This window comes from Rickettsia sp. (genome assembly GCF_965035265.1).
This window is the reverse complement of the sequence record NZ_CBCDJS010000031.1, coordinates 1-12,221: the sequence shown is the minus strand read 5'-3', so window position 1 is coordinate 12,221 and position 12,221 is coordinate 1. Positions and strand designations below refer to the sequence as shown.

The following is a 12,221-nucleotide window of genomic DNA, read 5'->3' as shown; positions in this document are numbered from 1 at the left end:
AACAAAGATTTAGAAAAATTAAGAGCTAAGTTTAAACAAATGCTAGAAGAACAGGGAACGATAGAACAGCTAAAAAGAATAGAGCAGCGTTCATTATATTTAGAAAGTATAAAATAATTCTAGATTCCGTGAAAGAAAGTTAAATTAATTTTCCTTCACAGAGCATAGACCATGACCTGCCTATGAGAGTAGGAAAGTTAAACAAAATTTACGACCATAGACTTTTCATTTTGTTAAAAAAGCTGCTGTCATTTTCTTTTTCATTTATGGATTCTTTTTTGAGTTCTTCTAGTAACTCACGTTGTCTTTTGGATAAATTTTTAGGTACTTCAATATGAATGTGTGTAAGCATATCGCCTCTAATAGTAGATCGTATTTTAGACATACCTTTGCTACGTAGTCTTAATTGATCGCCGTTTTGTGTACCTGCAGGAATTGTTAAATTTACTTTTCCACCCTCAATTATCGGCGCTTCTACCTCTCCTCCAAGAGCAGCATTTACAAAGCTAATTGGTAATTTACAATGTAAATTTGCTCCATCTACTTTATAAATATCATGAGGTTTTATTGCTATATCAACATATAAATCTCCGCTATTACCACCTCTAATACCTGCTTCACCTTCGCCTGGGTGCCTTATTCGAGTGGCATTTTCAACGCCGGCAGGAATATTTACCGATAAATTTCGTTGCTTATGGTAACGTCCTATGCCATGACATTTTTTACAAGGATTTTTTATAATTTGTCCGTTACCTTGGCATTTATGGCAAGCCTGCTCGATTGTAAAGAATCCTTGCTGAATTCTAGTAGCTCCAACACCGCCGCAAGCATCGCAAGTAGTTACGGTTTCACCTTTTTCAGAACCGCTACCGTGACAAGTATCGCATTTTACTTCGCTAGAAAAGCTAATATTTTTTTCTATACCGTGAAATGCTTCTTCTAAATTAATGGTTAGATCATATTTTAAATCAGAACCTCTAACTTTGCTTGACGCGGGCTTTCTTCTACCGCCTCCCATAAAGTCGCTAAAAAAATCGCCGAATATATCATTGATATCGGGATGAAAACCGCCATGATTTCCTGCTCCTCCTCGTGATTGTTGATTTTGAAAAGTATCGTGTCCAAAACGGTCATAAGCTGCTCTTTTCTGTTCGTCTTTTAAAACGTCATAAGCACTATTTATTTCTTTAAACTTCTTTTCAGCATCTTTAGCATCAGTAGTATCTGGGTGATATTGCTTGGCTAGCTTGAGATAGGCTTTTTTAAGATCAGCTTGGCTTGCTGTTTTACTAACGCCTAGTATTTGATAATAATTTTGTGACATGAAATTATGTTATATGGTTTTAACGTCATTCCCGCGGAGGCGGGAATCCAGCAAGGCATATAAAAACAAGTTTTTATATGCCTACTTTGTTAAATATGTAATTTTTGTGCCAATGTTAAGGTTGTTTTCCTGGATTCCCGCCTCCGCGGGAATGACGTTAAAACCGCCACACATTAACATTTCTACTTCTTCTCTACATCCTGAAAATCAGCATCTACTACTTTTTCATCGTTAGTAGTATTTTCTTCAGAAGGCTGGCTCTCGCTTTGTGCTTTATACATTGCTTCGCCGATTTTCGTACTAGTTGCAGTTAAGCTTTCGGTCTTTTCTTTAATTAAAGCCACATCTTCCGACTCAAGAACAGCCTTTAAAGCAGCTAAAGATTCTTCGACAGCTCCTTTATCTTCGGATGATAACTTATCACCGTAATCCGTCAAAGTTTTTTCAGTAGAATAAACTAAACTATCGGCAGCATTTTTTGCTTCAATAAGCTCTTTACGCTTTTTGTCTTCATCGGCATTCTGCTCGGCGTCTTTAACCATTTGCTCAATTTCTGCATCGCTAAGACCGCCAGAAGCCTGAATAGTTACTTTCTGCTCCTTACCGCTTGCTTTATCTTTAGCCGAAACATGCACTATTCCATTAACATCGATATCAAATGTAACTTCTATTTGTGGCAAACCTCGTGGTGCCGGAGGGATGCCATCAAGATTAAACTGACCAAGTAATTTATTATCCTTTGCCATTTCGCGTTCACCTTGGAATACTCTAATAGTTACGGCATGCTGATTATCGTCGGCTGTAGAGAATACTTGGCTTTTCTTAGACGGAATAGTGGTATTACGATCGATTAATCTAGTGAATACACCGCCAAGTGTTTCAATACCGAGCGATAAAGGTGTAACGTCTAATAATAATATATCCGTTACTTCTTTATTAAGTACTCCGCCTTGGATAGCTGCTCCAAGTGCTACCACCTCATCAGGGTTTACGCCTTTATGCGGTTCACGTCCAAAGAATTTCTTTACGGCTTCTTGTACTTTTGGCATTCTAGTCATACCGCCGACTAACACTACTTCCTGAATATCAGAAGCTTTTAAACTTGCATCCTTTAATGCTTTGCGACAAGGTTCTATAGTTTTTTCAATTAAGTCGTCTACTAATTTTTCGAGTTCTGCTCTAGTAAATTTAATATTTAAATGTTTCGGTCCTGTGCTATCAGCCGTAATATAAGGTAAATTAATATCGGTAGTTAATGCGGAAGACAGCTCTTTCTTAGCTTTTTCCGCCGCTTCTTTCAAACGCTGAAGTGCTAAAGGGTCGTTACGTAAATCTATACTGCTTTCTTTTTTAAATACATCTATTAAATGGTTTAATATTCTTGTATCGAAATCTTCACCACCAAGGAATGTATCACCGTTTGTTGATTTTACTTCAAAAACACCGTCGCCGATCTCAAGAATTGAAACATCGAATGTTCCGCCGCCAAGATCGTATACTGCAATAGTTTTACTTGCCGATTTATCGAAACCGTAAGCAAGAGCAGCAGCAGTCGGTTCGTTAATTATTCTAAGTACTTCAAGACCTGCTATTTTACCGGCATCTTTTGTTGCTTGACGTTGTGCATCATTGAAATAAGCAGGTACGGTAATTACTGCTTGTGTTACTTTTTCACCTAAATAACTTTCGGCAGTTTCTTTCATTTTTTGTAAAATGAATGCACTAATTTGGCTAGGTGAATATTTTTGATTATCAGCTTCAACCCACGCATCACCGTTATCGGCTTTAACTATATTATACGGTACGATACCTTGATCTTTTGCAACCATAGGATCGGTAAAATTTCTACCGATTAATCGCTTTACCGCATATATAGTATTGCGAGGGTTGGTTACTGCTTGCCTCTTAGCAGATTGTCCAACTAATTTTTCGCCGTTTGCAAAAGCTATTATTGACGGCGTAGTTCTCTCTCCTTCTGAATTTTCTATTACTTTTGGCTCTTTCCCTTCCATTACCGCAACACAAGAGTTGGTGGTTCCAAGGTCGATACCTATCACTTTTCCCATAAAAATCCTCGTTTTCTTAATTTTCTATTTTGTTATGACTTTTTATTTGATATAGTGCGACTTTAATTATTTTACAAGAGGTGAAAATGAAAAAACTACCGATTTTAATAAAATTTTTATTTATTATTAATTTAGTTTTCCTAAATAATATAGTTTTAGCCTCTTCTGAAACAAACACCGCTATATTTGAAAAAGCGAAGAAAGCAATCGTAACGATTGATACTAGAATTGCCGTATCGGCGTATGACGATACAAGCAGTTGGACAGGAACGGGATTTATTAACGATAGGCAAAACGGTTATATAATTACTAATACTCATGTTGTTGGCGGTGCGTCTATCGGAACTTATTTTGTTACTTTCTATAACGGTGAGCAGGCAGAAGCAAAACTTATCTATTATGATATTTGGCAAGATTATGCAATTTTAAAAGTAGCAAGCACAGATATACCAGAATCTGCAACGCAAATATCTTTTTCTAATGAAATACCAAAACTAAATCAAAAAGTCTTTGTGGTTGGCAATACCGAAGGACAGGGTTTTTCTTTTCATAACGGTCATTTATCAGATCTCTATAACATTGATGGATCGATGCCGCAAGCTACTTATAATATTAATTTAAATATTACCGGTGGTGCTAGCGGTTCACCGGTACTAAACGATAAGATTGAAGCTATAGGAGTATTATATGGTGGTGGTAAGACCTACTCTCTAGCATTGCACGGTGATTATGTAGCTCGCACTTTGGAAAGTTTAAAGAATAATAAACAACCGAGCAGAAAACATATAGGAATAATAAGCGAGCTATATTCTTTAAATAAAGCAGTTAGACATCATAATTTCCCTAAAGAAGAGATGGATAAATATATAAATAAGTTTCCTGATAGTAGAAATAGAGTTATAAGCGTTAAGGCAGTTTTAGCCGGATCACCTGCCGAAAAATCTTTAAAAGCCGGCGATATTATTTGGGCAGTGAATGATAAGGAACTCGGCGGTAATCTAGCATTGTTTGATAGAGAAATGGATAATTTTAAAGGAATAGCTATTAAACTTACTATATTTCGTGACGGCAAAAAATTAGAACAGTCGGTAGATTTATATGACGTAAATAGTAACAAAATCACTAAAATGGTAAATTTCGGCGGTGCAGTATTTTTTGAAGCCGATGATTATTTTAGCAATAAATCAGGCATTCCGCTTAAAGCTTTAAGTATAGCTTCCGTTCAATCCGGTAGTAGCTTTAGCTCTATACCAACGTTTTTTACTAAAGATTATAAGAATGTTTATAGATTACAAATTTTTGAGATGAAAGATTTGGCTTTAAGTAATCTTGATGATTTGGTGAAATTCTTACCTGCTATTACTAAAGAGAAGTTTATAACGGTTAGATTTAGAAATTATCAACCTTATTATGCTAATTTCGGTTATAATGAACTTATCTCCTCGCATGATGATATGATTGCTGATGTAACTCTAGATTCTATAGATACTAAGCCTTATATATTAAAATATAATACTATTTCTCATGATTGGGACATGGAAAATATAAAACTCCAGTAACTAATGAATTGTGATAAATTAACAATTCTTAATCAATTAAGTAATAATCAATTCAACTGGGCTTATTGCATCATTACTTCTAAATTTGTAAGCTAAAATTTAGGAGAATTGCAAATTAGCTCAATGTCGTTCGCCATACTATGTCATATTCCTGCGAGGCATTGTTGCGTGGATCGGAGAACGCTTTTGATGTCATTCCCGCAAAAACGGGAATCCAGTCATTAAAAAGTATAAACATATTAAGTTTTTAAAGTTAAAAGCTCGATTTATCTCGCTTTATGCTGGATTCCTGCTTCCGCAGGAATGACATCAATCCACCACTAACACTAATTAGCAATTCGTCCTAAAATAATTAACAATTTATAAATTTAGGAGAATTAATGACTAAGCAAGATACAATACATGATGAAGAATTATTCAGTGCTAAAAGTATGTTAAATTATTTTAAGTACCTACACAAAAACAATAAATTAGAAATTTGCGAAAAGTATTTATCAAATACCACAAAATCCGAATTACATACTCACCTATCACATTTATATGATATGTTGCATTTAGCAATTAACAGTAAAGAATATGCTTTAATTAATAGCATGAAACAATTAGTCCCTAATTTAGAAAATTATATCTCTCATAAAAATTTAAAAATAATAGAACAATCTTGTTATTTAGAAGAACATGCACGACATTTAAATCTTTTGGGAGCTTCCCCAGAGGAGTAGATAGTATTCCTAATCAAAAATATAGATATTTAATACGAATAGCGGATTATGTAATGATTTGCTATTTGTAGTTATTATAAAGGTTTTAGTAGCAACTGATAAATTTAGGAGAATTAATGATCAAAAAACCTAGAACTTCAAATCTAAAGAAAGGAAGCAACACAAAAGAACAAAAAACATCTTTTTTAGGTTGTTTACAAAAAATAGTAATAACTCTAATACTCAGAATTTACTAACATCACCGCATTCAAGTAATGATGATTCAGATGATAATGGTTCAGATGATGATGATATAGAGAGGGATGTTTCTAAAAAAGAAGATTCTTTAAAGGAACTCAAAATATTAATAAATAAAAATAATCAAGATGAAATAAAAGCATTTCTATCTAATAAAAACAATAAGTATATCTTACATGATGCGGTTGAGGATAAAGAACAAAAATTAGTTGAAAACATATTAGAATTAGCTAAATACTTAACGCGAATAACTTATAAAGGTTCAACAGTGTTGCATTCGGCAGTTAAAGGAATTGCTAACGTAGAAATTATCAAAGCTTTATTAGCAAAAAATCCTTATTTAGTAACACAAAAAGATGCTTCAGGTCTTACCCCGTCATGTTATAGTACTAGTAAAGAAATATTAGAAATATTACAAGAGTATGAACGAAATGCTATGGATTTTCTTATGAAAAAACCCAAATTTATCCCTATAACCCCTACAAAATGTCTTCCTATAGAAGTGCGGCCTAATTGGGAAAAAGATTTTGAAGAATATACGGGACGTAAATTAGTTGGACAAGCTAATCCTAATATAAATAGTGATGAGTTTTAAAAAGCTAAAACTATTAACTTAAAGCGGCTATCTTCCTTGTAAATTTAACATAGAATATTAGATTTATAAGGAAGATATGCAAGGTTTTACAGATTCTAGAAGTGAGTAACAGCTACTTCTCCTATATTTTCAACCTCATAATTCGTTGTTACTACCTGGTCTATCATATCGCATGAAGCGGTACGTACTAAATTTTCTTTGAAATCTAGTTCTTTCTGCTCACCGTTGGGTGATTGGTAATATACTAATTCTACTTGAGACGTTATTGTTTCTTCGCTATTAGAATGTTGTATACACTCCTTACTTATCGGCTTTCCGATTTTCTTTGCATCTATTATGGCTTTTCTATGGTTTGAATCATCTTGTTTTGTAAAAAATATATTATTTACTGATTCAAAAAGAGTGAGTATCCCTTTATTTTGTTCTTCCATTATCGATTTTGAATTAGATAATTCTATCCCGTTTCTCATATGGGTTTTTTGTTGCACGACTACTAAGCGTTCTTCAAAAGATGTATCTACACATGTATCATCAGGAAATAGTGTATATAATGATACTGATTTATAAAGAGTTTCTTTTTTGCTAAAACAAAACTCATAAACCTTTTGGAATATTTGATTTAGCTTTATTAGAGGAGTTGAATCATCTGCTATTTCTGAAGGCATCCCATTATTTTCTGTAGAGAAATTATACATGTTTTTTGCGGCACTGATTGTGTCCGTATATTTATGTAATAATTTTTTACCAAATGAGCTTATTTGATTTAATGAAGTGGTTGAACGTTGTAAAAATGTTGTTAAACCTAACATATAATAATACCTTAAAAATTATTTTGAAGCGGCAATAATAAGTATTACTTATAGATATTGCCTAAAAAATTATAGCTCAGTGACAGGTATTTCTTTTCCTAACTCTTCAACTTGATAATACGCTGTTTTGTATGAATCATAGACATAAACAGGTGTTATTTCCCCATCTTCTTTGGCCATATAATACTTTATTATGTGTACCTTATGCTCCTCAACTCGTGCTAAATCACCTTGCAATATTTCTTCATTTTTAACTAAAAAATTCATTTTAGGCGGTATGGATTCCTCTAAGCTCTCTGAATACGATTTTGTTTCTTGAAAGGTTGGTTTTGGTGGAAAATAATATTGATATGCATCTTTCACAGCGGTGGTTACGTTTTTATATTCAGCTAATAATACTTCATTAAATAAAACTAATTGTTTATGTAAAAATTTTATAAATAACATCTAATACCTTAAAATTATTTTGAAGCGGCAATATACAAGTCTTATTTTTAGATGTCAACATAAATTAACTATAATGATCATAAATATTAATAAATGCTAATTATTATAATTTTCTTTCACAAAACTCAAATAAACCGATATAATAAAAAATAAAAAAATTATGCGTTCTTTATTTATAATAATAATATTCTTTCTAATAAGTAGCTGTAATTTAAAGCCCGTATATAGAGAAGAATACAATAGAAATAACGATTTAGAAGCTATTGAAGTTGAGCCGATTAAAACAATTGAAGGAGCTGAATTTTATCATCGTTTAACTAGTATTTTACCTCAGAAAGCAAAAGTGAAATACCTGCTTAAAGCAGAGCTTATAGCAACAACTATGCCTGCTACTATTGAGAAAAACTCGAATGTCTTAAGGGAATATATTAATCAATTAGTTAGATATAAATTAATTGATATAGAAAGCCAAAAGGTTCTAATTGAGGAGAAGTTTTACCAAAACACATCATATAATGCTATTTTTACACCATATGCAACAAATGTTGAAAGGGAAGATACCGGAATAGATTTGGCGTATCAAGCAGCGGAAGAAATTCGTAGCAGATTAATTTTATATTTTAACCGGAAATAGGTTTATGAAATTTTACTTTTCACAAATTAAGCGATTATTTGAACTAATAACAACCGGCAAAGTCAAAGCTCTGTTATTATATGGTCCAGATAAAGGCTATATAGATAAAATTTGTAAGCACTTAGTAAAAAACTTAAATATGCTACAAACTTCTATAGAATACACAGACCTTAATATTTCATCTTTAGAAATATTGCTTAATTCGTCTAATTTTTTTGGTCAAAAAGAATTAATTAAAATTAGATCAGTCGGGAATTCAATAGATAAGAATTTAAAAACAATTTTAAGCAGTGATTATATAAATTTTCCTGTATTTATAGGTGAGGAAATTACTTCTAGCGGGAGCTTTAGAAAATTTTTTGAGACGGAAGAATATTTAGCGGCAGTCGCTTGTTATCATGACGATGAAGCAAAAATTGAAAGAATTATTTTAGATAAAGCAACCAAAACTAATAAAACTATAAGTAAAGAAGCTATTACTTATTTAAAAGCTCATTTAAAAGGTGATCACGATTTAGTTTGTAGTGAAATAAATAAATTGATATATTTTGTTCATGATCGAAAAGAAATTACTTTAAACGATGTTCTAGAAGTTATAAGTAGTGAAATTACGGCAAACGGCAGTGATTTAGCAATGTATTTTTCAAAAAAAGATTATAATAATTTTCTGCAAGAGCTTGATATATTAAAAAAACAAAATATCAATGAAGTATTAATTATCAGAGCCATAATAAGACATTATTTAAATTTATATATAGTTTTATCGAAAGTAAAAAACGGTGAGCGTTTAGACCTTGCAATAAAATCATTATCACCACCGATTTTTTATCAGTATATTAATGATTTTACAAAAATAGCAAACGGTCTTAGCCTAACTGAATGTTTAGAGACTTTAAAACTGCTACAGCAAGCAGAAGTAGACTACAAACTAAATCCTGCTGGTTTCGATTTATTACAGAGTATACTCGTTTAATTTGAAAAATTGGCGTCGTTGTTTCATATTTTTTAATCCTCACGTACTAGTATGTACGCTGCGGCCAAAAAATGTGAAACGCCTTGCTCTTTTCCAAATTAAACTTCGTCTACCTAATTTTAAACTTCTTTCAAAAGGAGTATACATTATGCCAAGACCTGATTTTTCTGACCCTGATAAACAAATTCATGAAATTATTAGAGTTAATCATGCCGGAGAGTATGGTGCAAAAAGAATTTATCAAGGGCAGCTAAAATATATTAAATCTCAAAATGATCATATATTGATTAAAGAAATGCTTGATCACGAAGAGATCCATTTAAATTATTTTGAAAAAAAATTATTAGAAAAGAAAGTAAGACCCACAGTTTTATTATTTTTTTGGCATCATTATGGGTTTCTACTTGGTGCTTTATCTTCCTTGACTGGAATAAAAACAGCGATGCTTGTTACCGAGAGTGTAGAAGAAGTAATAGAAAAACATTATGAACAGCAAATAAATTATTTAGAAAATAAAAATGTTGAGCCGGAATTATTAAATAATATTATTAAATTTCGGCTTGATGAGATTGAGCATAAAGCTATTGCTATAGCAAATGATAGCACTGAGGCAATATTTGCAGATATAACTAGTAAAATAGTGAAGATAATTTGTCGTATCTCTATAAGTTTAAGCAAAAAAATTTAGAATTGATAGTTTAATAAGTAAAAATATATTTTTGAGTAATTACTTAGTTGATTGAAAAATCTAGAAATATTTTACTTCTAAGATGTTAAGAAGATAATAAAAAAATATTAATAATATTATTAGAAACGGTGATGAAAGGAAAAATTTTTTTTTAATTTTTTCTTTATTTTCGGCCTTTGTATTTTTTAGAATTAATAAATCTTTATTTTTATCAAACATAGCTAATACTACTACTCGCAATTCCTTTATTTAATTTATGCCTAAACCTAATCTAGAAATTAATAAATAAAGGTGCCAGGGGTTAAGCTCCGTTGCTGTAAGACAACAACCTCCATTATATTTCATGATTTTACTCACTTATAATAACAGACCCCTGGCATAACTTAATATTAAGTTTTGACAGATTGGTCTTGCAACAATGGAGCTTAAACATCATTAGCGGTCTATATATTAGTTGAATAATATAAAGAGTCAGGAGATTTTAGTTGTCATTAATAATAAATAATGTAATTCTAAGTTACGAGGTATATTTTCTATATAATCTGCTTCTAGAATTTGCTTTTACATCAATAATAATTTATATTTATTTTTAATTCATGCGAATAGCTGATTACTTTTGTAGTTTGTTATTGGTGATAATTAGGAAATATAAAATAAAAATATGAGTCAAAAAATAATTTTAAATAATTCGCATCCTATTACTAAATCACACTTATTCCATATAGTAGACCCAAGCCCTTGGCCTGTCCTAACATCTTTTGCTTTGCTTCTTTTGGTTATAGGCGGCGTCTCGTTCATGCATGGCTACAAATTTAATGTATATATTTTATCTGCAGGAGTTATTTCAGTAGTTTACTGTTTATATTCTTGGTGGCGGGATGTAGTGAAAGAAGGAATAGTCGAACATCAACATACCAGTCCGGTTAGAAAAGGTTTACAAATAGGTATGGCGTTATTTATCTTAACGGAAATAGTATTTTTTGGTGTATTTTTTGCTTCTTTTTTTAAATCAAGTTTATCACCTGTAGGTCTTTTAGATGGTGTATGGGTTGTAAAACAAGGAATTTGGCCTCCGCCTACCATCAAAACTTTTGATCCGTTTGATATTCCTTTTATCAATACTTTAATATTACTCTTATCAGGCACTACCGTTACTTGGGCTCACTACGCCTTAGAGGAAAAAAATCAAAAAGATTGCGTAACTGCCCTCGCTCTGACCATATTGCTTGGAATATTTTTTACAACTATGCAAGCATATGAATATTATCATGCGGCGTTTAAATTTACAGATGGTATATATGCTTCTAATTTTTATTTAGCCACAGGTTTTCATGGGGTTCATGTAATTATAGGTACTATATTTCTAATAGTTTGCTACTTTAGAGCAAAAAGAGGGGATTTTACTACAGAAGGTAATGGACATTTAGGGTTTGAATTTGCTGCATGGTATTGGCATTTTGTTGATGTAGTTTGGTTATTTCTATTTACGTTTGTTTATATATTTGGAAGTTAAGTTATACTATATGTGATTATAATGTTACTTAAAACAAGGGTTTTTGAAATATTTTTGCATATTAATTAAAATTGCATATATTTAGGAGTTGATTTATATGTAAATAAATTATACATTATTTCTTAAATGCTAATTATTTTATTGAGGTAAAACATATGAACTTTCCTATTCGTAAATTAAACGAAGAATTAATTGATTATAATCTATCATTACGTATATTATTTACTATTCTAAGCGTGGCTATTATCATGGTAGCTTTTGATAGCTTAGGTAGTAGTGTCGGCGATCCTGTAGGTGATGCATTATGTAAGTTAATTAAAGTATTCAGAGGCAATACTGCAAAAGGTATAGCCGTTGTCGGTATAATTGTTCTAGGAATTCAAACTTTAAGAGGAAAATTGCAGTGGGAAGTAGCTTTAGTGGTAGTTACTGCAATTATTATATTATTTAAAGCTCCTGATATTGTTAACATGGTATCAAGTGATACTAATAGCTCAACTTGTGGTGTATAATGGCCTGAAAAAACTGAACAAAAAAATAGTTAGGTTTGCTTGGTAATAAGTTAGAATAGACCAAATAACTTAAGAGGTAAGAATGACTAAGAAACAGTTTCGGAATTTCAGTGCCGAAGAAAAGACCAAGATAGTATTAGAA

General features: G+C 31.7%; 12 protein-coding genes. 8 read left to right on the top strand and 4 right to left on the bottom strand.

Annotated features, from left to right (window positions below):
• Positions 1 to 208: 208 nt before the first annotated feature.
• Positions 209 to 1,324, bottom strand: coding sequence for a molecular chaperone DnaJ (dnaJ, locus tag AC1Z7D_RS03160; protein WP_482601888.1), 1,116 nt, complete (start codon positions 1,322 to 1,324; stop codon positions 209 to 211).
• Positions 1,325 to 1,506: 182 nt separating this feature from the next.
• The gene (dnaK, locus tag AC1Z7D_RS03155) at positions 1,507 to 3,390 is read right to left on the bottom strand and encodes a molecular chaperone DnaK (RefSeq protein ID WP_482601886.1); all 1,884 of its coding nucleotides are present in this window, start codon (positions 3,388 to 3,390) and stop codon (positions 1,507 to 1,509) included.
• 65 nt (positions 3,391 to 3,455) lie between these two features.
• Here dnaK and AC1Z7D_RS03150 point away from each other — a divergent pair, with 65 nt between their 5' ends.
• The 3 genes from AC1Z7D_RS03150 to AC1Z7D_RS03140 all read left to right on the top strand — a co-directional run bounded on the left by AC1Z7D_RS03150 (position 3,456) and on the right by AC1Z7D_RS03140 (position 6,503).
• A complete protein-coding gene (locus tag AC1Z7D_RS03150) occupies positions 3,456 to 4,949 on the top strand; it encodes a S1C family serine protease (protein ID WP_482601890.1) in 1,494 nt (497 codons plus the stop codon).
• A 380-nt stretch (positions 4,950 to 5,329) separates the two neighbouring features.
• Positions 5,330 to 5,671: a hypothetical protein gene (locus AC1Z7D_RS03145; protein ID WP_482601884.1), complete on the top strand. Its 342-nt coding sequence runs from the start codon at positions 5,330 to 5,332 to the stop codon at positions 5,669 to 5,671.
• A 190-nt stretch (positions 5,672 to 5,861) separates the two neighbouring features.
• The gene (locus tag AC1Z7D_RS03140) at positions 5,862 to 6,503 is read left to right on the top strand and encodes an ankyrin repeat domain-containing protein (RefSeq protein WP_482601882.1); all 642 of its coding nucleotides are present in this window, start codon (positions 5,862 to 5,864) and stop codon (positions 6,501 to 6,503) included.
• 95 nt (positions 6,504 to 6,598) lie between these two features.
• On the opposite strand, the gene AC1Z7D_RS03135 is transcribed toward AC1Z7D_RS03140, so the two are convergent.
• Both AC1Z7D_RS03135 and AC1Z7D_RS03130 read right to left on the bottom strand, forming a co-directional pair.
• Entirely contained in the window at positions 6,599 to 7,312 is a 714-nt protein-coding gene (locus tag AC1Z7D_RS03135) for a hypothetical protein (RefSeq protein WP_482601880.1), read from the bottom strand.
• 69 nt (positions 7,313 to 7,381) lie between these two features.
• Positions 7,382 to 7,759 (bottom strand): hypothetical protein, encoded by a 378-nt coding sequence (locus AC1Z7D_RS03130; protein ID WP_482601878.1) that lies wholly within the window; start codon positions 7,757 to 7,759, stop codon positions 7,382 to 7,384.
• A gap of 160 nt (positions 7,760 to 7,919) precedes the next feature.
• Between AC1Z7D_RS03130 and AC1Z7D_RS03125 the strand changes: the two genes are divergently transcribed.
• The 5 genes from AC1Z7D_RS03125 to AC1Z7D_RS03105 all read left to right on the top strand — a co-directional run bounded on the left by AC1Z7D_RS03125 (position 7,920) and on the right by AC1Z7D_RS03105 (position 12,079).
• On the top strand, positions 7,920 to 8,393 hold the full coding sequence (locus AC1Z7D_RS03125; protein ID WP_482601876.1) for a hypothetical protein: 474 nt from the start codon (positions 7,920 to 7,922) through the stop codon (positions 8,391 to 8,393).
• 4 nt (positions 8,394 to 8,397) lie between these two features.
• Positions 8,398 to 9,366 (top strand): DNA polymerase III subunit delta, encoded by a 969-nt coding sequence (gene holA / locus AC1Z7D_RS03120; RefSeq protein WP_482601874.1) that lies wholly within the window; start codon positions 8,398 to 8,400, stop codon positions 9,364 to 9,366.
• A gap of 148 nt (positions 9,367 to 9,514) precedes the next feature.
• Positions 9,515 to 10,054, top strand: a complete 540-nt coding sequence (locus AC1Z7D_RS03115; protein ID WP_482601872.1) for a demethoxyubiquinone hydroxylase family protein — start codon at positions 9,515 to 9,517, stop codon at positions 10,052 to 10,054.
• Between the two features lie 661 nt (positions 10,055 to 10,715).
• On the top strand, positions 10,716 to 11,567 hold the full coding sequence (locus tag AC1Z7D_RS03110) for a cytochrome c oxidase subunit 3 (RefSeq protein ID WP_482601870.1): 852 nt from the start codon (positions 10,716 to 10,718) through the stop codon (positions 11,565 to 11,567).
• Positions 11,568 to 11,722: 155 nt separating this feature from the next.
• Complete coding sequence (locus tag AC1Z7D_RS03105; RefSeq protein ID WP_482601868.1) at positions 11,723 to 12,079, top strand: TrbC/VirB2 family type IV secretion system protein; 357 nt, start codon at positions 11,723 to 11,725, stop codon at positions 12,077 to 12,079.
• The last annotated feature ends 142 nt before the right edge of the window (positions 12,080 to 12,221 follow it).